The following is a 21,431-nucleotide window of genomic DNA, read 5'->3' on the forward strand; positions in this document are numbered from 1 at the left end:
GCGACAATGATGTCGCCTTTATCATTATAATATTTATATAAAAAGGTTATTCCATAAAACCAAATGTATTTTTGTTCGGCTGCAATTCTAAGACTACTGATGCGTTTTTTGTTATCGGTAATTCATTTTGCTGTAGACAATAAAAGGGTAATAACTCTTTTATATCACTGCGAATGGTTTCACATACTGAATTAGATGATGTTAATACTAGGCGCCCTTCATCATCTAATGGAATAAACATTGATGGTGCATAGGATGTTCTAACTTTTCCAATATTTTTACCTATTTGGTACACAACATCATACCCAATAACAACTAATTCCATTTTTTGTGTCTTCACACAGGTTTGATCTTGCATATCAAACAGCGATGGAAAGCCTTTCCCTTGCAGCGCTTCAATCATGAAAACCATTTTGCATTCACTTTGCGCAGGATGAAAGCGAGAAAGAGACTGTTGATTAAAAGAACCTAGAACCCCAGTCACTGTACAATTTTCATACTCCACAAGGCGATTGGATTGGATTGGTTCAACAGATAAAACCGTAGCCAACTTAATTTCAGGGGCTCGGTTGAATAAAGCCACGAGCAAGACAATAAGGAATACCACTACTGTTGCTAATAACAACTTAAATTTTAGCTTCATCGCGTTAACCCTTATTAAAATATGCCGTATCTATTGTAACCACTACTCAGAATAATTCGATAATTACGTACTAATCGTATTGTTTTTTAGAATTATCTTAAGTCATCATCAAAAAACGGTTTATTATAACTGTTTTGGAAAATAGAAACTTTACTATTAGTGTAATTTCACAACTCTATTAGAGGGGGATTGATATAACCATTAAAATCAATAAGATACACCAAGATCTCATTCATTTTTCAACTTTTCGTTATATAACCAAATTTACACCTTAATTATTTATACCCTAGGTATTTAATATACTAATCACTTATTTTATATTAACGCCTCGATTTAAATTTGATTTAGATAAAATATATGAATAAGCAATAATGGCAATATACTCGATATTTAATCTATTACTCTTGATCTAAATAGTTTTTCTATGCAATATTTAATACAGATAAATCTTGACAGATTTAGTTAATATATTTTATTAATGGCATATTTATCATTATAAATATAAGAAATAATGCACCTGTTATACGAATACACAGGTGCATACCGCTACTAAAACCTGATTAAACAACTAATTAGTAATAAATTAGTGCAATTTTAACTTCGGTCGAATAATTCGGTTAATACTACCAACAAGCATCATTAGTCCAGTTTTAATATAACCATGTAATGCAATTTGGTGCATACGATATAAAGAAATGTACACAAAGCGTGCAATGCGTCCCTCTACCATCATATCCCCACGCATTAAATTGCCCATCAAGCTACCAACGGTACTAAAGCGAGATAGTGATACTAATGAGCCATGGTCTTTATAAACATACTCTTTTAAAGGCTTATCTTTCATTAATGCGACGATATTATCATAACAAAGGCTAGCCATTTGATGGGCTGACTGCGCCCTTGGTGGTACAAAGCCCCCTTCTGGCTTAGCACATGATGCGCAATCGCCAATGGCAAAAATCATATCATCACGAGATGTTTGTAACGTTGGTTTTACCACCAATTGGTTAATGCGGTTGGTTTCTAACCCAGCGATATCTTTCATGAAGTCAGGTGCTTTGATCCCTGCAGCCCAAACCATGAGGTCCGCATAGATTTTACCATCTTCTTTCGTATTCAAACCATCTTCATCAGCACTGGTCACCATGGTTTTTGTCAAGACATTCACACCTAGCTTATTAAGTTCTTGGTGAGCTGCACTTGAAATTCGAGGAGGCAAGGCCGGTAAGATACGTTCGCCAGCTTCGACTAATGTCACATTCAATGCATCCGTATCTAACCCTTTGAAGCCATAACTGGTCAGTTGCTCAACTGCGTTATAAAGTTCTGCTGATAACTCAACGCCCGTTGCACCGCCACCAACAATAGCAATATTAACGCTCTCTTCTGCGTTATCACGCACTGAATAACGTAAAAAGAGATTTAACATTTCGTCATGAAAACGATGTGCTTGATGTGGATTATCTAAGAAAATACAGTGTTCTTTGACGCCAGGTGTACCGAAATCATTCGACGTACTACCTAGTGCCATCACTAAAATATCGTACTCTAATTCACGCAGAGGGACTAATAATTCGCCGTGCTTATCATAAAGCTCACCGAGAACCACTTTTTTATTTTCACGGTCAATATTGGTAAGCGAACCTAACTGGAAATTAAACGCATTATGGCGTGCATGAGCCAGATAGCTTATCGCATCGACACCATCATCTAACGAACCTGTTGCCACTTCATGTAATAGTGGTTTCCATAAATGACTTGGGTTGCGGTCAACCAAAGTAATTTGTGCGCGTTTTTTACGGCCTAACTTGCGGCCTAAACGTGTTGCCAGTTCTAATCCGCCAGCACCACCGCCGACAACGATGATTTTGGGTTGAGATAAGGTCATAAATCCCTCGAAACAAAATATATTAATGTTATTTAAGGTTTCTCACCTAGAAAAGTCTTATATAACAATAATTAGCCAAGCTATCTTCCATTCCCATTAGAATATCATGCGTGGTCTATTGGTAATACCAAATATTGATTCATATCAATTTAGTTGATTATTATGACTACTATCACATTCGTCAAATCATTTTTTCTTCCGAACGAATCGAGTCAGCTTTTTGGTATTTATATCAATCAATTGTTTAAATCCACATAAACCATAATGATAATGAGAACTATTATTCTATCATTTTTAAATTGGTGTGTACTATCAATTCCCTGCTGTTGAGCTAAACCTACACAAAGCACAAAAAAAAACTCCAAGGATGAAAAACACCCTCAGAGTTTTTAATTAAATATTAAATTTTATTATTTAATTTTCTTGATACGCACATCCGTAGGAACTGAAACGGGTGAGTTATCTTTAAAATATTGCATTAACGCTTCGTTATCTGGCAGGCTATAAACACGGTCTTTACCTTGGTTGAAGGCAGAGAAACGGCTGCCACCCGTTGCTAAGAATTCATTCGCAGCAACACGATAGCTTTTGTTCATGTCTAACGGCTTACCGTTTAATTTCATTGATTTTTGAATAACTTTGTCACCCACTGGGCGGCTGTCGTCCCACTCGTAATAAAAACCTTTAGAAACAGGCATGACTTGTGGACGAGCACGATCCCATTGCTGTTCAAGCGCTTGTTTAATTTGTGCACCTGTTAGCGACTGTGTGACAACCACGTTAGAGAATGGTTGGACTGTGAAAATATCACCATACGTCAATTCACCTGCTTTCATGTCAGCACGAATACCGCCACTATTCATAAATGCAATTTGAGCACCGCCCGCTTCTTTGCTGGAAGCTGCATATAATTGACCATCAGCAATAATCTTACCTAAGGTAGAATCCCCTGCTGGTAATAATTTTTTATCCACATTAGCCGTCAAAGACCCCATCACTTGTTGAGAAATAGGTAACGCAATTTTTTCGTATTTTTGTACGAACGTGGTTAACTCAGGGTTTTTCTCATAGCGACTCGTCTCAACAGGGATATTTTTTGCATTTATGCTAACAATATCTTTCGTGCTTCTATCAATCTCAATATTTAATTGAGACAATAAAGTCCCGTTAGATTGGGCAGAAATCACAGTCATCCCATTGATTTCACAATTGTAAGCTTGGTGTGTATGACCACTAACGACAAAGTCTACCGCGCTATCTAATTGTTTGACGATATCAACAATTGGGCCTTTGATATTATCGCAACGGTTAATATCTTTAACTTTTGTATCAACTTGTTGTGTAGCGCCTTCATGGATCAGAACACCGATACTGTTAATACCTTGTGATTTTAATAATTTCACTTGGTTATTAATAGTTTCAACTTCATTTTTGAATTCTAAACCTGCGGTTCCACTTGGTGTTACGATAGCCGGCGTACCTTCTAACGTTAAACCAATAAATGCCATTGGAACACCATCAAACTCTTTAATAAAGTAAGATGGGAACAGTGTTTCACCAGTTTCTTTAACAATAACGTTGGCTGCTAAGTAGTTAAAGTCAGCCCCTGAAAAGGAATCTTTACCCACACAACCGGCCGTTGGGTGACAACCACCATTTTGCTTTCTCAGCAGCTCTTCTTTACCTTTGTCAAACTCATGGTTACCCACTGCACTGGTTTCCATACCAATCGCACTTAGTGCTTCAATAGTGGGTTCGTCATAGAACATTGATGACAATAGTGGGCTTGCGCCGACTAAATCACCCGCGCCTACAACGATAGTTTTATCATTTTGCGCTCTTAATTGATTAACCAGTGTCGCAATTGACTCAATTCCACCTAACTTACCATCGCCCGGTGCTTGTAGAGCACCATGGAAGTCATTTATACCAATGACTTGTACTTTTACCGTATCCGTATTTTTGGAAGCACAACCCGCCAAAAGTGCACCGGAAATGAGCAGTGTGAGTAATCCAATTTTGTGTTTCATTTATCTTACCTTTTAATCCTTTTCAACTATCGGCTACATTTTGAAACGATAAGTCGTTGTCATTGAACCAGATAACGAGTGTGCGCGACGTGATTGACCATCATATAATTTTGGGGTCGTGTAGTCGTTTTCCTGACGATGGTGCCAGCCCAGACCACCACTTAACGAAACAGAAAGATTTTCAGTTGGTTTCCAATAACTAAACAGACCAAACTGACCTTGTTTTAATCTTTCACCTTCATATTTAAATTCTGAATAGTTAGTACGTGCGCCAACAGAAAGCTCTTTACTAATACGATACTCTGCGGCCATAGCGACCATGGTTTCACCATCACGTACGTAGTCGATATCTGCATAAGCTGGGGAGTTAAAACGGCCACGCGTGTTACCAATTGGGTTACGTGCAAATTGTCCGACGCCGTTCGCTTTTTTCGCTTGGGTGTAAGTTAAGCCTGTGCTTAGCGTCCAAGGCGATTCAGGGATACGCCATTCTGCCGTCCCTGCGTAGTGCCACGCACGTTTGTCAAAATTACGCTTCCCTTTTTGTTTATCGGTTTCAGTACGTTTACCGTCACTACCGTATTCATGGTTATAGATTTGTGTACCTAAAGTTACATCTGAAGTCAGTTTATATTTTGCTTCTAAACCTTGTTGACGGAATAAATCATCGGCTTGACCATAGAAATAATAAACTTTCAATGGCTTAGTATTGTAGTTAATCCCTCCCGTGATGACATGATTAACATTGTGTCGAACGCCGTTAGCATCAGTAAAATACATGGCATCAATATTTGGGCTATCACGACGCATAACTTTTTTATCGAGATATAATAAATCCAAACTCCAATCACTGATCGCCGTATTCGTGTAGTAACCGCTATAGCTGTTCAATGATAAGCGCTGTGAATTCGTGAAAATACCCGTATTTTTCAGTGTAAACCAACCAGCCTTGGCATTAAATTTTACAGGTTCAAGGTCAAGTTTTATTTTTGCATAACGTTGACCAATTTTGTTATACCCTTTCGCATGGCCATCATCGTTATATAAAATTGCACGGGAGGCGAAGTCTTTACTTGCACCCAACTTGATACCACCGTAATAAGATGCATCAAAACCAATGACATCTGCGAAATAACCTGATTTGAAATCTGCTTGGAAGTTTTGCCCCCAAGCATTTGCGACTTGTTTTCTATACCGGTTTTCGTTTTTATCAAAACGGTTTTCTGTTTTTAAGTATTTCCACATGTTGCGGGTTGACAGCTCGAGTTCCGAATCCGCAATGAATGAGTTTTCCTTGATAGAATTTTCCCAGTTGCTGGCATTTGCCATTGCTACCGCTAAATAGCAAGGAGAAAGCATTAATAACGCAATATTTTTAACTTTCATTGGAATAAACCTAGTTAATGATTATTTGAATTAATTTTATGCTGTGCCATGTTTCCATGAACAACAAAACACCATTTTTTATTTTTAGCTTAATAAAACAATTTCACTTAAAGACAAACAGACACATCCATTTCAAACACATAAGTCATTTTAAATATAAAATTCAATACAGTATTTCCCTGTATTTGTGTTTACTTATTACTATGAATAGAAATATTCCTTATAGGAATTCCAAAGTACATTATTGAATCAATAGTGATAAATACTCATATTTGGTGTTTGTTTGGCTTAAGCCTCACATTACGGTACTGTATTTACCGACACCGTATTAATTCATTAAGAAAAAATTTTCACTCTATTTTTTATGACAAAGTATTCCCCTGAGAAATAATCATCTCAAATAAATTTGAATATTTAACTTAAAGTGCAACCATTAAATTGCTGTTTTTTTAAACTGATTACTTATCGCTCTAAATTGTCATAAATCTTTCATAATATGAATGCTATCGTAATTTTATGTCAATTAAAACGATCGCTGTCACAACACGTTACATCAGTTGCATTAAACTACCTACCAACAGTGATCACAATCACACTTCATTTTAGGGGAATTTAAGGTATAAACCTTTATTTTGGATAGTGTTTCAGAATCAATTCATGTATAACCAGTTAAAACATAAATTTAAATGGATATCTGTAAACTGCTTTCTTTATAAATATAAAGAGTAATGAATAAAATATAACCTAATAAAAATTTTCACATGAATACATACTGTTTGTAGATATATATTCAATCCACAATTATTCTATATAGCACATCACAAGAGAAAGTACATTTCCCTACAGGCCAATTGCAATCAAGTAAATTTCGGATAAATGATAAGTATTATTTAGCTATCAAACGTTGTTTTACTTATCTTGCTTTTCATTTATTTAAATTTTCTTTAACTTTTGAAAGTAACCTATTTCATTATTAAATGGCTCAAAGTCATATTGAACGCTTTTAATCGCATGAAAAGCAAGTTGCAATGCAAATTATTAGTTAATTATTTCATATAAACTAAAAATACAAATACCAATAAGTCAAACTATCAACAATTTCACTTTTTTATTTCAAACAATGAACCTTAAAATGATTAAATCAATAAAATACTCTCTAATTATTTTAGAGAGCAAAATAAATATTGATTGATTTTTATCTAATACGATTAGATATATTATTGTGATTAACTGTGCAATTATTGATAACGTTACGGGTAACTTTTAATATGAGCAATGATATCACCATCTTCTTTATGCAAAATAGTACCCCTTTGTTATGCGTATTTATGCAAAAAAAGCCAGTAAATAAAATACTGGCTTTTAGATATACTAAATGTAATCAAAATTATTAGCGGTGTTCTTGCCAACGCTCATGCAAATCAACCAGTTGCCGATGACTTTCTTTCCAACGCTCAACGGCTTGTAATTCTGTCAAACTGTATTGTCGGCCACTATGATATAGCTTAGAAGCTTGGCTATCATATTGCTTCGGTAAGTTATCTAAAACACTGACGGCACCTTCACGATTATTACAGACTAAAATCATGTCGCATCCTGCATTCAACGATGCCTGTGCTCTCTCAGGGTAACTCCCCATCACTGCCGCGCCTTCCATAGATAAATCATCAGAAAAGATGACTCCTTGGAAACCAAGTTGTTCACGCAATACCGATTTTAACCAAAATGGTGAGCCGCTCGCAGGGCGGTCATCAGCTTGGGTATAGATAACATGGGCTGGCATAACTGCATCGAGTAGCTCTCGTTGAATAAAGTCTTTAAAAATCAGCATATCTTTACCGCGGATCTTCTCCAAAGCGCGATCATCCCGAGGTGTTTCTTTATGCGAATCGGCTTTCACTGCACCATGGCCAGGGAAGTGTTTACCTGTCGTTTTCATCCCTGCACTGCGCATACCTCTAATAAAACGCTCCGCCATAACCATCGCAATCTCTGGGTCTTCGTGGAATGAACGTTCACCTATCGCAATGCTTTGATGGCCAAGATCCAAAACAGGTGCAAAGCTAATATCAATATCCATGGCTATCATCTCTGATGCCATTAACCAGCCAGCTTCTTCCGCAAGCTTAGCGCCATCCATCTCACTATTGAGTGCAGCAAATGCCTGAGCTGAAGGCAATGCGGTGAAACCATCACGGAAACGTTGTACTCGACCGCCTTCTTGGTCAACGGCTATCAGCAACCGGTGTCTTGATGCATCACGAATTTGGCGAACAAGCTCTCGTAATTGTGCTGCGTCATGAAAGTTACGGGTAAACAGTATTAAGCCCCCCACGGATGGGTGAGCCAATATTTCGCGCTCTTCGTTGTCCAATTCATAACCCTGAACATCTAGCATTATAGGACCCATAACATGCCTCACTTATTAAACTAATTAACTTAATCCGATACTGTTTTCTGATAGCCTTCGGCCATCAACCTAATAAACCAAAATATTGTCGTAATGGTTGAGAGTGTAACAAAAAGTCCGATGACTGGCTTTCATGCCACTGCACTTCATACCACATTAATGTCATATATTTTACCCAAGGTGCCCATAATTGACAGCTTTCGGCCAATTGCTGTTTGTCTCGATAAGCACCGTGAATGTCACAATATTGCGTCAAGAAAAAATCTCGCTGAATACCACTCAGACCATTAAATTGAAAATAGGTTTCTAAAGAGAATGCGATATCTGTATTGGCCGCATATTCCCAATCCAATAGCATTAAACGCCCTGCTGATGTGCAAACAATATTTTTAGCATGGATATCCATATGGGCAGGGGCAAGTTTTAGCGTCTTAGGGAAGTCTGCAGAGGTAAAATGACGATGTAATTTTTTCCAACGAGGTGAAAAACGTTTTTTATCGATTAAATAGCCATAATGCGATATTTCATCGCAAAGTTGTAAGCGATACCCCAACAGTGGCGCCCGATGTAATTGTGCGACTATATTCGCAAGCTCACACTGAAAACCAGGCAGAAAAAAAGTATTATTATCAGGATGTTGCCCTTCACACCATCCGAGTAATAACCATTGTGAATTTCGGCCAATCACTTTCGGCGTAAAGGAAAAAGCGCGTAATTGCTGTAATATTCGCGCTTCTTTCTTTCGATTAACATACAACGCGGTTTGTGCAGTTCCATCCGCACGCGCGATAAGCTTGACTTCGCTGCCAGGCAAAAAACATTGCAGCAAATAACTTCCACCTGACAGCCCTGTGAGTGAGGATATTTTCCAATCTCGCACAGAGATTGTAGGAAAGCACGTCACTAACAGTCGATAAAGTGACTGCGAGTTACTCAATATTGTGTTTTCCAGTCCAAATAATTTCGCCTGTTTGCACTTCCATTAATTGCATTTCAAGGCTTCGTTCTTTGTTTGAACCTGACATCACACTGTAAATGACATAATCCGCTTGGACATAGCGGCCTAACCCAATGGCTTTGCTACGGGTTACCAAGCTGTCTTCTTGAGATAAACCGAGCGTCTTACGCGCAGACCCCACCACACTGGCAGGAACAACTTTAAAGCGATTTGTATTCTCAACCGCAGTTGTCATGGCTGATGTCACCGCTTGCACAGGTAGTGAACCGTTCGTATTATTTTTCACTGAATCAACTAACAGGACTTTGCCATTTTCAACACCATCCGCACTCACCATTTGATTAACTAAAGGCGTAATAGATGCAGACCAATCTATTGTTTGCTGTTTTGGTGGAGTTGGAACAACATCAATGGGTGGTGGCGTTACTTCAGGTTGTTTTTCCGGCTCTATTGGTACAATCGGTGGCTGAGTACCAGGTTGTTGAGGTGGATATGAAGGGCACCCAGCCAAAATTAATGTAGCGGCAGCAACCATTAAGATGCGTTTCATTATTACTCTCCGGCCTTTGGCGATAAAAATACATGAACACGTACATTTGTTGCACGTGGAGAGGAAGTCGCAGCATGAACTTTCGCAACGGAATTCGCTGCAATCTGCTGATACAAGGTATTTGAAGTCTCCACTTTTAACCCTTGCTTATCATACCAATATAAACGATAAGCAATATTCACCACTTCAGATTGAGTATTACTCATATTAATCGTGGCAATGGTTTGATGGTTTTCACTACCTATCACTGGGTTTTCGACAATGATACCTTGCGCGAGTACTGCTGGCTCCATAATGATGCGTTGTTGCTCATTAAAAACCAGCCCTTGTGTCTTTTTAAAGATGCAACCACTTAGCAACATTGTTACCAAAGCAAGTAATGCAATACGGTTCATTGTCGATCCCTTATCCCTTATTACTCATTACTTAGCCAATAATGGCCCTAATGGACGACCACCCACTAGATGCATGTGGATATGAAAGACTTCTTGCCCCGAATGTTCATTACAGTTCATGATTAAACGGTAACCATTCTCTGCAATACCTTCTTCTTTAGCAATTTTAGCTGCAACAGTAAACAAACGACCTAACGCAAGTTCGTCATCCGCAGTGACATCATTGACAGTTGGAATTAATTTATTAGGAATGATAAGAATGTGTGATGGTGCTTGTGGTGAAATGTCACGAAATGCGGTGACAAGCTCATCTTGGTAAACCACGTCTGCTGGGATCTCGCGACGGATAATTTTACTGAAAATCGTTTCTTCTGCCATTTCAATTTCCTTAGTCATTTAATCGTTCTTGTGAACTCATTTATACGTTACCTGTACCGACATTTAAATGAAACAAACGATTGAAGTTTTGCGTCGTAATTTCAGCGAGCTGTTCAACACTCACTCCCTTCAATACTGCCATATATTCAATGACATCCCGAACATACGCAGGTTGGTTTTCCCTACCACGATGAGGAACAGGAGCTAAATAAGGTGAGTCGGTTTCAACTAAAATGCGGTCTAAAGGAACAACTCGAGCGGCTTCTCTAATTTGTTCTGCGTTACGAAATGTGACGATCCCTGAAAATGAGATATACATGCCTAAATCGAGTAACTCCACCGCAGTATCTCTATCTTCGGTAAAGCAGTGCAATACTCCGCCACAATCCATCACCTTCTCTTCACGTAGAATGGATAACGTATCTTCTCGTGCTGCACGAGTATGCACAATCACCGGTTTATTAACTTCGCGACCAATGCGAATGTGCTGGCGAAAAGATTCTTGCTGCAGCAGCGCATTTTCTTGCTGGTAATAGTAATCCAGCCCGGTTTCCCCTAACGCAACAACCTCATTTCCTGCCGCTAATTGTGCTAATCGCGCGAAATCATATCCTTCGTCTAAATTAAGAGGATGGATACCACATGAAAAAGCGATATTGTCTCGCATACCAATCATTTTCTTCATGCTTTCAAAACCATGCAACGTCGTTGCAACGGCTAACATAAAGTGAACATCACGAGCCGAGGCCTTTGCGATAACATCGTCGACATTTGTGTGCAATTTTTCATAATCTAAACAGTCGAGATGACAGTGTGAATCAACAACAAACATATTTAACTCTTTTTAAAATGTAGGGACAGCCAGTGAAGCTTCCCATTGTAATAATTGATTTGTCAGGATCAGTTCCTGATTCAGTGCAGGAACTGTCATTAATTGATGACGGCAGTATAACCACTTATCATACATATTTATTAACTGGGTGCGATTCATAGCACCAGCTAATTGCATAACTTGAGCTTGCTGATCTTGGTTGATGCAAAAAGCCCCAGCGCCTTGTTGAATTTTAATTGCATCCGCAAATAGACTAAGTAGCCAATTTAAGGCATCTGTGACCTCGTCGATATTCAAACTAGGCAGCAAACTCAGCATATCACCCGTTTGCAATGCGTGACTTAAACTATGGCACAGTGCATTACGTTTTTGCCAACGCTGTTCGTCCAATAAGGCCAGTGCAGAAATTGGCGCACCTTGGCATATTTTTAATGCCGTTATAGCATTTTCAGTCGCAATACCCGGTTTTTGCTTTTGAAGCCAGTAAAGTGCTATTTGTAGATCGGGCGCGGATAAGAAATGACTTAGGCAACGGCTGCGAATGGTCGCTAGCAAATTCTCTTGTTTATCACTTCCAAGTAAAAAGTAAGTGTCCTTTGCAGGCTCTTCCAATGTTTTCAATAAGGCATTCGCTGCTGCATCTGTCAATGCTTCAACCTGTGGGATATATACCACTTTATTGCCACCTTGCTGAGCATGGCGACTTAAGGTTTCAATTAACTTCCTAACCGCATCAACGCTAACAGTAGACTTTCCTTTTTCTACTTCAATAATGTGATAATCAGGATGGTTACCTGCGAGCATCAAACGGCAACTATGGCATTGCCCACAGCTTTTTAACCCGTCTCTTTCTTGGCAAATAAGCCAACGACTCAAACCATAGCACAGCGCTTGCGCGCCATTTCCCGGTACCGAATGAAGCAGTAACGCGTGGTGGCCTCGACCGCTTTGGTACGCAGTTATGATTTGTCGGTAAGGTTCATTTAACCAAGGATACCAATTCATGAGATTAATACCTTATTTGGTTTATCTGGCACGCGCGAGCCATTCTGTCAGTGTTTGCCGAATATCTTGCTGTACTTGCTCAATATTTTGGCTTGCATCAATCGTGAGTATGGTTTTGTCGCCAGCAGCAAGTTCAAGATAACGGCTGCGTGTTCTTTCAAAAAAAGCTAACGATTCTTTTTCAATTCTATCTAATTCACCTCGTGACCTTGCACGCTGCAAACCTAATTCAGGTGGTAAGTCAAGGTATAAGGTTAATGAAGGTTTGAATTCACCTAGCACCAAATCACGTAATGATTTCATTAAATCGCGGTCAATCTCACGCCCGCCCCCCTGATACGCTTGGGAAGATAAATCATGACGATCGCCCACCACCCATTTGCCGGCCGCTAATGCAGGTTGGATCACTGTATCAACCAGTTGGACACGGGCAGCATATAGCATTAGCAACTCCGCCTTGTCAGTCACTTTATCACCGGCAATACCTTGCTTTATCAGCTCGCGTAATTTCTCGGCTAATGGCGTGCCTCCGGGTTCACGGGTGAAAACAATATCTGTGACCCCTGCTTGGTTTAACGTTTCTACAACCGTATTGATTGCAGTTGTTTTACCAGCGCCTTCAAGTCCTTCAATAACAATAAATTGGTTTTTCATTTTTATCAGTTTTGCTGTTCAAATTGGCGATAAACTTTAACGGCACGATTGTGGTCGTTTAAATTACGACTAAAAGTATGCCCACCTTTACCATCTGCGACAAAGAATATGTAATCCGTTTTAGCCGGATGCGCTGCTGCCTTAAGTGATGCAAGGCTTGGCATTGCAATCGGTGTTGGTGGTAAGCCATCAATCTTATAGGTATTGTACGGTGTGTAAGTATCTAAATCACTACGATAAATTTTACCACGATACTTTTCACCTAAGCCATAGATGACTGTTGGGTCGGTTTGCAAACGCATATTTTTCTTTAGGCGATTAACAAACACGGAGGCAACTTGAGACCTTTCACTATCAATACCGGTTTCTTTTTCAATAATCGAAGCCATAATAAGCATTTCATAGGCATTCTTATAGGGTAAATCCCTATCACGCCCTTTCCACTCTTCATCAAGGCTGTTTTGCATACGTTTATAGGCACGTTTCAAAATTTCAGCGTCAGTTGTTCCTGCTGTGTATAAATAAGTGTCAGGGTATAGCCACCCTTCTAACGTGCCTTCCCCGTTAAAACCAATCAGGGCATGCAGTTCTGTTGGGGTTAAATTGGTGGTTTTATGCTCTAAGTACGGTGCGTCGCGTAAAATATTACCCCAATCGCTTAAACGATTACCTTCAATAAAACGGATCGAAAACTGGGCTTCTTTTCCACTCACAATTAATTGTAATAGCTGTTCAACATTCATCCCCGGCTGCAAGCGGTAAGTGCCCGCTTTTAGCTGAGCCAGTTCAGGCCGTAATTTGAGTAACCATTGAAATTCATTCCCTTTGTCAAGAATGTTATCTTCAATAAGTAACCCTTCAAATGCAACACGCCCAGTCCCCGCAGGTACCGTAAAAATTTTTTCTTGTGTGATGTTGATTGGCGTTTTGGCATAGTCCAATACTTGACGATATTGCCAATAGACAGCGACTGCAACAATAGCAGCCAAGGTAACGGCGATTAGAATGATTTTTTTGGCTAATTTCATTTATTGACCATTTCAATGCGTGTGTTGGTAATAATTAATTCATTTATAAAAACTAAATTTTGCAACGCAAAAATAGATACTCAAACAGCTCACGAGACGCAAATTGTAATGGTGGAAGTTGTTTATCCATTTGAATACTTTGTACAGGTAAAACCGGCATCAGCGCATTACAAATAACCACTTCATCACAATGATTTAAAACGTTAGCAAAGCGTTCGACCTGTTGAAGATGGTACTGGCTATCCTCTAACAGTGATATGATCTTTTGTCTCATTAATCCATTGACACCACTATGAGATAAAATTGGGGTATACACTGTTTGCCCAATTCGCCAGAAAACATTCGCGCTACAGCATTCAACAATAATACCGTCGGTATCTAGCACAATCGCTTCATCTACACCTAGTTCATCAACCTCTTGCCTAATAAGAACTTGTTCTAGGCGGTTGAGATGCTTCATGCCAGCTAACAATGGGTTACGAGCTAATGGAATTTGGCTAAGAACTAAGCGCGCCCCTTTGCACTGCAGTTGAACATAGTTATTTGTAAAGGGAGAAACGCTCACTATTACCGTCGGTGTGGTAAAACCTTTAGTACTATATCCTCGGCCTCCAACACCACGGCTCAGGATCACTTTAATCACAAACTCGTCTTGAGTTTGTTCTGCACAAATCTGCTTTAAGTGCACTGCCAAGCTTTCCCAATCTGGCTGTGCAATTTTCAACCTTTGGCTATCATGTTTTAACCGAGCAATATGCGCATCTAACATTTTAGCTTGCTGATTAACGCCGTATATGGTCGTAAAGCAGCCGTCTCCAAAAGAGACCGCACGATCGGTAACACTTATTTGTTGGCAAAGCTGCCCATTAACCCAATATGACATTGATATTACTTATAATAAAAGCTGATAAATCAGACAGTAATCAAGTGAGATTATCATAAACTAAAGCGAGGAGCTGTGCAAAGTACTGCAAAAAATAAAGCCCCAGCCACAATTAAGCGACTAGGGCTAATTAATCACGGTAATTGATTAATTACTCGCCATTATAACGACGGAAAATTAATGAACCGTTGGTGCCACCAAAACCAAATGAATTACACAGAGCAAACTCCATGTTGTCCACTTTACGAGCCTCACTTGGAACAAAATCCAGTTTGCACGCTTCATCTGGGTTATCCAAATTAATGGTTGGTGGAACAATTTGGTCGCACAATGACAAAATGGTGAAAATTGATTCAATAGCGCCCGCTGCACCAAGGAGGTGCCCAGTCATTGATTTGGTTGAGCTGACTAATACGTCAGTACCTTCACCAAATACATTAACGACCGCTTGCGCTTCAGCCAAATCACCTGCAGGGGTTGAAGTACCGTGAGCATTGATATACCCCACGTCACTCGCTTTAATGCCTGCGTCATTCAGTGCGTTTTCCATTGCAAGTGCGGCACCCGCACCATTTTCAGGTGGTGATGTCATATGATAAGCATCACTGCTCATCCCAAAACCTGCAATTTCGGCATAAATTTTTGCACCACGCGCTTTCGCATGTTCATATTCTTCGAGAATGATGATACCTGCTCCGTCCCCCAGAACAAAACCATCACGGTCTTTATCCCATGGACGACTTGCCGCTTGTGGGTCATCGTTGCGAGTCGACAATGCACGTGCTGCACCGAAACCAGCTACACCAAGAGGTGTTGTCGCTTTTTCAGCACCGCCTGCAACCATCACATCCGCGTCACCGTAAGCAATCATACGTGCAGCATGACCAATATTATGCACACCAGATGTACAGGCGGTTGCAATTGAAATACTTGGACCACGGAAACCGTACATAATGCTTAAATGACCAGCCACCATATTAATGATGGTTGATGGTACGAAGAACGGGCTTACCTTACGGGGCCCACCGTGAAGTAATGACTCACAGTTGTCCTGAATTAAGCCTAACCCACCAATACCAGAACCAATCGCTGCACCAATTCGGGTAGCATTGGCTTCTGTTACTTCCAATCCAGCATCTTTGAAGGCTTGAAAGCCAGCCGCGATACCATATTGGATAAATGGATCCATTTTCTTTGCATCTTTACGGGAGATGCCAAATTCTTCGTAATTGAAATCTTTTACTAAGCCAGCAAATTTAGTTGCGTGGTTAGTAGTATCAAAATGATCGATTAGGCTGATACCACTCTGTCCGTCACAAACAGCTTTCCATGATGACTCAACTGTGTTGCCGACAGGAGATAACATGCCCAGTCCGGTTACGACTACACGACGCTTAGACACGTATTTCCTCCAAGGAGGGAAAAGTTACAAAAGAAACATAGGCGATCGAGTGATCGCCTAGATAAGTTTTTCGTACAATTATTTAGATGCGTTCTCGACGTAGTCAATCGCAGCCTGTACTGTTGTGATCTTTTCAGCTTCTTCGTCAGGGATTTCGCAATCGAACTCTTCTTCCAGAGCCATAACCAGCTCAACTGTGTCAAGAGAATCAGCGCCCAAGTCATCAACAAATGAAGCTGTATTTACAACTTCTTCCTCTTTAACACCCAGTTGTTCAACGATGATTTTCTTAACGCGTTCTTCGATAGTGCTCATACTATTAAAATTCCTATCAAAACTCGCTTTCGCGATGGTTTTCGTAGTTTATGAAATACAGGAAAAGATACAACCCAATCCCGGCTGTTGGAACTATTATTTTGCATTATTTAGCGTTGGATAACATTAAAAATGCAAATAGTTCCATCATTTCTTTAGATCATGTACATGCCACCATTGACATGCAATGTTTCACCTGTGATGTAAGCAGCCTCATCAGAAGCTAAAAACGCTACAGCACTGGCAATTTCTTGTGCATCACCCAGTCTATCCGCAGGAACCTGAGATAAAATGCCTGCACGCTGTTCATCTGTCAATGCTTTAGTCATATCTGTTTCGATAAAACCAGGTGCAACGACGTTGACAGTAATACCACGAGAAGCGACTTCACGAGCTAATGATTTGCTAAAACCAATTAACCCTGCTTTCGCTGCTGCATAGTTAGTTTGCCCCGCATTTCCCATTACACCAACAACGGATGCAATTGAAATAATACGTCCACAACGTTTTTTCATCATGGCACGCAAAACGGATTTAGACAAACGGTAAACGGATGAAAGATTGGTGTCAATAATATCTTGCCATTCATCTTCTTTCATACGCATCAATAGGTTATCACGAGTGATACCTGCATTATTAATCAAAATATCAATTTCACCAAATTCTTCGCGGATTTTGGTCAAAGTTTCTTCGATTGATGCTGTATCAGTCACGTTTAAGGCTAAACCTTTGCCTTTACCATCAAGATAAGCGGTAATGGCTTCTGCGCCTTTTTCGCTGGTTGCTGTTCCGATAACGGTAGCGCCACGAGCAATTAGTGTTAAAGCAATCGCTTTACCAATTCCACGACTCGCCCCTGTTACCAGTGCAATTTTTCCTTCAAAGCTCATGTCGTCCTCAGCTATTTTCTAAAGCAGTGCTTAATGATACAGGATCATTGACTGCAACGGCAGTTAATTTAGAGACAATTCGCTTGGTAAGACCAGTCAATACTTTTCCTGGGCCTACTTCAATTAGGTGTTCAACACCTTGATCTGCCATCAATTCTACAGTTTCTGTCCAGCGTACTGGATTATACAGTTGACGGACTAAAGCATCACGAATATTTTGTGCCGATTTCTCAATTTTAACATCAACATTGTTAATAACTGGATAGACTGGCTCACAAAAATCGATTTTTGCTAACGCTTCGGCTAATTTATCAGCAGCTGGCTTCATTAATGCACAATGTGAAGGTACGCTAACAGATAAAGGCAATGCTCGTTTTGCCCCCGCTTCTTTACAGGCGATACCTGCGCGTTCAACGGCCGCTTTTTCACCCGCGATCACAACTTGGCCCGGTGAGTTGAAGTTAACTGGTGAAACCACTTGGCCTTGAGAGGCTTCTTGGCAGGCTTTTTCAATTGATTCATTATCTAAGCCAATAATGGCATACATTGCACCCGTGCCTTCAGGAACCGCTTCCTGCATGAGTTTCCCCCGCAATTCGACCAGTTTAATCGCTTGTTTAAAGTCGATAACACCGGCACAAACTAAAGCTGAATACTCCCCAAGGCTGTGGCCTGCCATGATTGTAGGCATTACGCCATTTTTTTCTTGCCAAACACGGAAAATCGCCACAGACGCTGCTAATAAAGCAGGCTGTGTTTGCCATGTTTTATTTAATTCTTCTTCTGGCCCATTTTGTACTAACGCCCAGAGATCGTAACCCAATGCTTCCGATGCTTCAGCGAATGTTTGCTCAACAAGCTGATTTTCTTCAGCCAGTGCCGCTAACATACCTAAAGACTGAGAACCCTGTCCGGGAAATACCATAGCAAATTGTGTCATGTCTATTTTCTCAGTTAATTAAAAACGAACTAATGCAGAGCCCCAAGTGAAACCACCACCGAAAGCTTCTAAAAGCACAAGTTGACCACGCTGAATACGGCCATCGCGCACCGCTTCATCCAACGCTGTAGGAACTGATGCTGCAGACGTATTGCCGTGACGGTCTAATGTGACAACGACTTTATCCATTGTCATATCTAATTTTTTTGCCGTCGCAGAGATAATTCTTAAATTTGCTTGATGTGGGACGAGCCAATCAAGTTCTTCTTTCGCAATGCCGCTTTGTGCTAATGTCTCATCAACAATATGCGCTAATTCACGCACTGCAACTTTAAAGACTTCGTTACCTGTCATGGTTAAATATGCAGGGTCTTCAGAACAACGGCTACGGTTAGGTAATGTCAGTAAATCCCCATAACGGCCATCTGCATGTAAGTGAGTCGAAATAATACCCGGCTCTTCAGATTCACCAATAACAACAGCCCCTGCCGCATCACCAAATAAAATAATCGTGCCACGATCTGTTGGGTCTAATGTTTTAGATAATGCATCTGCGCCAATCACTAACGCTTTTTTGGTCATACCCGTTTTGACGAATTGATCAGCGATACTAATTGCATAGGTAAAGCCTGCACATGCGGCTGCAACATCAAATGCGGCGCAATCATGAATACCTAGCATCTGTTGAATTTGACAGGCTGCGCTAGGAAATGCGTGAGTTGCGGATGTGGTCGCGACGATAATTAAACCAATGTCTGTTGCATCGACTTGTGCCATGTCCAACGCATTTTTGGCTGCATGAAACCCCATCACTGACACACTTTCTTCTTCGTTAGCAATTCTTCTTTCATGTATGCCAGTGCGTGTCACAATCCATTCATCAGAAGTATCAACCATTTTTTCCAGATCAGCATTGGTACGTACTTGTGCTGGTAAGTAGCTGCCTGTTCCTAAGATTTTACTGTACATAGCCATAGGTTATTGATCACTCCTGGGTAAAACAATATTTAGTCGCGCTGTTATTCTTTCTGGGACTTGTTTTTCAACAGCTTGTACTGCGCGGTCAATAGCCGCTTTGAAAGCGCCTTCATTCGCTGCACCATGACTCTTGATGACAATACCTTTTAATCCTAACAGAGTCGCACCGTTATACTGGTCGGGGTTCATGTCCCCAAAACGTTTCATTAAACGTTTTTTTAACCATTTTTTCGCCAGTTGCATAAACCAACCGCTTTTTTTGTGTTGATCACCGGACGATTTTATCAATGAAAGGATGACACGTATTACGCCTTCCATCGTCTTCAACGAGACATTACCTGCGAAGCCGTCACACACTAACACATCGGTTTTACCTGTCAGTAACTCGTTACCTTCTACATAACCAATGTAGTTAATTGATGTCGTTTCTTTTAATACTGAGGCGGCTTCGCGGATATTATCCAACCCTTTACTCTCTTCTTCGCCAATATTCAGTAACGCAACTCTCGGTTTAGAAATGTTAACCACTTCTTCCGCCATCACGGAACCCATTACGGCAAATTGGACTAGCATATCACTACTGCAGTTAACATTAGCGCCTAAATCTAGCACTACTGTTTGACTTTTTTGCTGATTAGGTAAGATTGTCATTAGCGCTGGGCGCTCAATCCCCTCTATAGACTTTAGCATTAATTTGGCTAAGCCCATCAGCGCACCCGTATTTCCGGCACTCACGCACGCTTGTGCCTGCCCTGTCTTCACTAACTCCAAGGCCACTCGCATCGATGTTCCTTTGCTTTGCCTTATCGCGTTTGATGGTTTTGCATCGTTTGCGATAATGCCATCTGCAGGAATAATTTCGACGCGCGAAATTTGCTCAGCACTTTGATGTGCAAGCAAAGGTTGAATGGCTTCGGGTTGACCGACAAGCAGTAATTTGAGTGCTGGATTAGATGCCAGTGCCTGCAATGCAGCAGGCACCGTGACGCGGGGACCAACATCCCCGCCCATAGCATCTAACGCGATGGTTAGATTAGCCAAGGTAACAACAAATTACTTGTTGATAACCTTACGGCCACGGTAGTAACCATCTGCAGTCACATGGTGACGCAGGTGAGTTTCACCGGAAGTTTTATCTACAGAAACTAGGGTAGCAGTCAGTGCATCATGTGAACGACGCATACCGCGTTTTGAACGAGTTGGTTTATTCTGTTGTACGGCCATTGACCTTACTCCTTAAGTACTTTTCTTTAAACTGGCTAATACGGCAAATGGGTTTGGTTTTTCTGCCTCGGGAGGCAGTTCACCATACACCATGTCCGCTTCGGACACTTCACAGTGTTCAGAATCATGAACCGGAACCACTGGTAAGGATAGAATTATTTCATCTTCTATCATTCCCAGCAAATTTATTTCACCAAATTCATCTACATAAACTGGTTCATACTGTTCCGGTAATGCTTCGGCCTTTTCGTCATTGACGACAGGACTAAAACAATACGATACGTAGACATGATGCTTGAAATCATTTCTGCAACGTTGGCATTGTAGGGTGACATCAACTTCAGAATGTCCCTCTATGACCGTCAAACGCTGATTATCAATTTTAAATGATAATTCGTTTTCTACATCACTATCTACACTGACTACTGATTCGGCAATTCGTGTAACTTGCTCAGATGTATAACTCCCAACATAGTCGAGGTTTTTCTGAGCTGCACGCTGCGCATCGATAGTCAGGGGTAATTTTACCTTTTGCATAAGGCGCGCATATTAACTTTGTAATGAGCTATAGTCAAAGAAAAAGGCGGGGTAAACTCGCCTTTTCACCAAAAAACCGTCGGTTTTACGTTTTATAGTTTAAAA

Annotated in this window: 22 protein-coding genes; all 22 read right to left on the reverse strand. The window is 40.5% G+C overall.

Annotated features, from left to right (window positions below):
- Positions 1–46: 46 nt before the first annotated feature.
- The gene (umoD, locus tag M1E86_RS10970) at positions 47–643 is read right to left on the reverse strand and encodes a UmoD family flagellar biogenesis regulator (RefSeq protein WP_125891191.1); all 597 of its coding nucleotides are present in this window, start codon (positions 641–643) and stop codon (positions 47–49) included.
- Between the two features lie 583 nt (positions 644–1,226).
- A complete protein-coding gene (locus M1E86_RS10975) occupies positions 1,227–2,531 on the reverse strand; it encodes an NAD(P)/FAD-dependent oxidoreductase (RefSeq protein WP_125891192.1) in 1,305 nt (434 codons plus the stop codon).
- 410 nt (positions 2,532–2,941) lie between these two features.
- Positions 2,942–4,561, reverse strand: a complete 1,620-nt coding sequence (locus M1E86_RS10980) for a bifunctional metallophosphatase/5'-nucleotidase (protein WP_213912590.1) — start codon at positions 4,559–4,561, stop codon at positions 2,942–2,944.
- A 33-nt stretch (positions 4,562–4,594) separates the two neighbouring features.
- A complete protein-coding gene (locus M1E86_RS10985) occupies positions 4,595–5,947 on the reverse strand; it encodes an OprD family outer membrane porin (protein WP_125891194.1) in 1,353 nt (450 codons plus the stop codon).
- A gap of 1,390 nt (positions 5,948–7,337) precedes the next feature.
- Positions 7,338–8,357, reverse strand: coding sequence for a beta-N-acetylhexosaminidase (gene nagZ / locus M1E86_RS10990; protein WP_213912589.1), 1,020 nt, complete (start codon positions 8,355–8,357; stop codon positions 7,338–7,340).
- A 64-nt stretch (positions 8,358–8,421) separates the two neighbouring features.
- A complete protein-coding gene (locus M1E86_RS10995; RefSeq protein WP_213912588.1) occupies positions 8,422–9,294 on the reverse strand; it encodes a phosphotransferase in 873 nt (290 codons plus the stop codon).
- On the reverse strand, positions 9,287–9,865 hold the full coding sequence (gene lpoB / locus M1E86_RS11000; protein ID WP_213912587.1) for a penicillin-binding protein activator LpoB: 579 nt from the start codon (positions 9,863–9,865) through the stop codon (positions 9,287–9,289). The genes M1E86_RS10995 and lpoB overlap by 8 nt, the downstream gene beginning before the upstream one ends.
- Before the next feature lie 2 nt (positions 9,866–9,867).
- A complete protein-coding gene (locus M1E86_RS11005; RefSeq protein WP_125891198.1) occupies positions 9,868–10,260 on the reverse strand; it encodes a YcfL family protein in 393 nt (130 codons plus the stop codon).
- 27 nt (positions 10,261–10,287) lie between these two features.
- Entirely contained in the window at positions 10,288–10,638 is a 351-nt protein-coding gene (gene hinT, locus M1E86_RS11010; protein WP_004911802.1) for a purine nucleoside phosphoramidase, read from the reverse strand.
- A gap of 40 nt (positions 10,639–10,678) precedes the next feature.
- Positions 10,679–11,470, reverse strand: coding sequence for a metal-dependent hydrolase (locus M1E86_RS11015; RefSeq protein WP_125891199.1), 792 nt, complete (start codon positions 11,468–11,470; stop codon positions 10,679–10,681).
- Positions 11,471–11,482: 12 nt separating this feature from the next.
- Entirely contained in the window at positions 11,483–12,475 is a 993-nt protein-coding gene (gene holB / locus M1E86_RS11020; protein ID WP_213912586.1) for a DNA polymerase III subunit delta', read from the reverse strand.
- Between the two features lie 21 nt (positions 12,476–12,496).
- Positions 12,497–13,129, reverse strand: coding sequence for a dTMP kinase (gene tmk, locus M1E86_RS11025; RefSeq protein ID WP_125891201.1), 633 nt, complete (start codon positions 13,127–13,129; stop codon positions 12,497–12,499).
- Between the two features lie 5 nt (positions 13,130–13,134).
- On the reverse strand, positions 13,135–14,157 hold the full coding sequence (gene mltG / locus M1E86_RS11030) for an endolytic transglycosylase MltG (RefSeq protein WP_213912585.1): 1,023 nt from the start codon (positions 14,155–14,157) through the stop codon (positions 13,135–13,137).
- A gap of 52 nt (positions 14,158–14,209) precedes the next feature.
- Positions 14,210–15,040, reverse strand: a complete 831-nt coding sequence (gene pabC / locus M1E86_RS11035) for an aminodeoxychorismate lyase (RefSeq protein WP_125891203.1) — start codon at positions 15,038–15,040, stop codon at positions 14,210–14,212.
- 151 nt (positions 15,041–15,191) lie between these two features.
- On the reverse strand, positions 15,192–16,442 hold the full coding sequence (fabF, locus tag M1E86_RS11040) for a beta-ketoacyl-ACP synthase II (RefSeq protein ID WP_213912584.1): 1,251 nt from the start codon (positions 16,440–16,442) through the stop codon (positions 15,192–15,194).
- A gap of 78 nt (positions 16,443–16,520) precedes the next feature.
- Positions 16,521–16,757, reverse strand: a complete 237-nt coding sequence (acpP, locus tag M1E86_RS11045; protein ID WP_004253236.1) for an acyl carrier protein — start codon at positions 16,755–16,757, stop codon at positions 16,521–16,523.
- A 155-nt stretch (positions 16,758–16,912) separates the two neighbouring features.
- Positions 16,913–17,647, reverse strand: coding sequence for a 3-oxoacyl-ACP reductase FabG (gene fabG, locus M1E86_RS11050; RefSeq protein ID WP_102137722.1), 735 nt, complete (start codon positions 17,645–17,647; stop codon positions 16,913–16,915).
- A 7-nt stretch (positions 17,648–17,654) separates the two neighbouring features.
- The gene (gene fabD / locus M1E86_RS11055) at positions 17,655–18,587 is read right to left on the reverse strand and encodes an ACP S-malonyltransferase (RefSeq protein WP_125891205.1); all 933 of its coding nucleotides are present in this window, start codon (positions 18,585–18,587) and stop codon (positions 17,655–17,657) included.
- 18 nt (positions 18,588–18,605) lie between these two features.
- Positions 18,606–19,556, reverse strand: a complete 951-nt coding sequence (locus tag M1E86_RS11060) for a beta-ketoacyl-ACP synthase III (protein WP_125891392.1) — start codon at positions 19,554–19,556, stop codon at positions 18,606–18,608.
- A 9-nt stretch (positions 19,557–19,565) separates the two neighbouring features.
- Positions 19,566–20,606: a phosphate acyltransferase PlsX gene (plsX, locus tag M1E86_RS11065; RefSeq protein ID WP_125891206.1), complete on the reverse strand. Its 1,041-nt coding sequence runs from the start codon at positions 20,604–20,606 to the stop codon at positions 19,566–19,568.
- Between the two features lie 12 nt (positions 20,607–20,618).
- Positions 20,619–20,789 carry a 50S ribosomal protein L32 gene (gene rpmF, locus M1E86_RS11070; RefSeq protein WP_004253223.1) on the reverse strand — a complete coding sequence of 57 codons (171 nt, stop codon included), beginning with the start codon at positions 20,787–20,789 and terminating at the stop codon, positions 20,619–20,621.
- A gap of 12 nt (positions 20,790–20,801) precedes the next feature.
- A complete protein-coding gene (gene yceD, locus M1E86_RS11075) occupies positions 20,802–21,326 on the reverse strand; it encodes a 23S rRNA accumulation protein YceD (protein WP_125891207.1) in 525 nt (174 codons plus the stop codon).
- Between the last annotated feature and the right edge of the window lie 105 nt (positions 21,327–21,431).

It is taken from the genome of Providencia sp. PROV200, assembly GCF_049901995.1.
Taxonomy (GTDB): Bacteria; Pseudomonadota; Gammaproteobacteria; order Enterobacterales; family Enterobacteriaceae; genus Providencia; species Providencia rettgeri_E.

What these genes read in the sequence shown, in the direction of transcription:
- hinT (WP_004911802.1), bottom strand. Translation starts at nt 10,638, where the DNA reads ATGGCAGAAGAAACGATTTTCAGTAAAATTATCCGTCGCGAGATCCCA.
- fabD (WP_125891205.1), bottom strand. Translation starts at nt 18,587, where the DNA reads ATGACACAATTTGCTATGGTATTTCCCGGACAGGGTTCTCAGTCTTTA.
- fabG (WP_102137722.1), bottom strand. Translation starts at nt 17,647, where the DNA reads ATGAGCTTTGAAGGAAAAATTGCACTGGTAACAGGGGCGAGTCGTGGA.
- umoD (WP_125891191.1), bottom strand. Translation starts at nt 643, where the DNA reads ATGAAGCTAAAATTTAAGTTGTTATTAGCAACAGTAGTGGTATTCCTT.
- M1E86_RS10975 (WP_125891192.1), bottom strand. Translation starts at nt 2,531, where the DNA reads ATGACCTTATCTCAACCCAAAATCATCGTTGTCGGCGGTGGTGCTGGC.
- acpP (WP_004253236.1), bottom strand. Translation starts at nt 16,757, where the DNA reads ATGAGCACTATCGAAGAACGCGTTAAGAAAATCATCGTTGAACAACTG.
- M1E86_RS11060 (WP_125891392.1), bottom strand. Translation starts at nt 19,556, where the DNA reads ATGTACAGTAAAATCTTAGGAACAGGCAGCTACTTACCAGCACAAGTA.
- M1E86_RS10985 (WP_125891194.1), bottom strand. Translation starts at nt 5,947, where the DNA reads ATGAAAGTTAAAAATATTGCGTTATTAATGCTTTCTCCTTGCTATTTA.
- holB (WP_213912586.1), bottom strand. Translation starts at nt 12,475, where the DNA reads ATGAATTGGTATCCTTGGTTAAATGAACCTTACCGACAAATCATAACT.
- M1E86_RS11005 (WP_125891198.1), bottom strand. Translation starts at nt 10,260, where the DNA reads ATGAACCGTATTGCATTACTTGCTTTGGTAACAATGTTGCTAAGTGGT.
- nagZ (WP_213912589.1), bottom strand. Translation starts at nt 8,357, where the DNA reads ATGGGTCCTATAATGCTAGATGTTCAGGGTTATGAATTGGACAACGAA.
- tmk (WP_125891201.1), bottom strand. Translation starts at nt 13,129, where the DNA reads ATGAAAAACCAATTTATTGTTATTGAAGGACTTGAAGGCGCTGGTAAA.
- M1E86_RS11015 (WP_125891199.1), bottom strand. Translation starts at nt 11,470, where the DNA reads ATGTTTGTTGTTGATTCACACTGTCATCTCGACTGTTTAGATTATGAA.
- lpoB (WP_213912587.1), bottom strand. Translation starts at nt 9,865, where the DNA reads ATGAAACGCATCTTAATGGTTGCTGCCGCTACATTAATTTTGGCTGGG.
- mltG (WP_213912585.1), bottom strand. Translation starts at nt 14,157, where the DNA reads ATGAAATTAGCCAAAAAAATCATTCTAATCGCCGTTACCTTGGCTGCT.
- rpmF (WP_004253223.1), bottom strand. Translation starts at nt 20,789, where the DNA reads ATGGCCGTACAACAGAATAAACCAACTCGTTCAAAACGCGGTATGCGT.
- M1E86_RS10980 (WP_213912590.1), bottom strand. Translation starts at nt 4,561, where the DNA reads ATGAAACACAAAATTGGATTACTCACACTGCTCATTTCCGGTGCACTT.
- yceD (WP_125891207.1), bottom strand. Translation starts at nt 21,326, where the DNA reads ATGCAAAAGGTAAAATTACCCCTGACTATCGATGCGCAGCGTGCAGCT.
- pabC (WP_125891203.1), bottom strand. Translation starts at nt 15,040, where the DNA reads ATGTCATATTGGGTTAATGGGCAGCTTTGCCAACAAATAAGTGTTACC.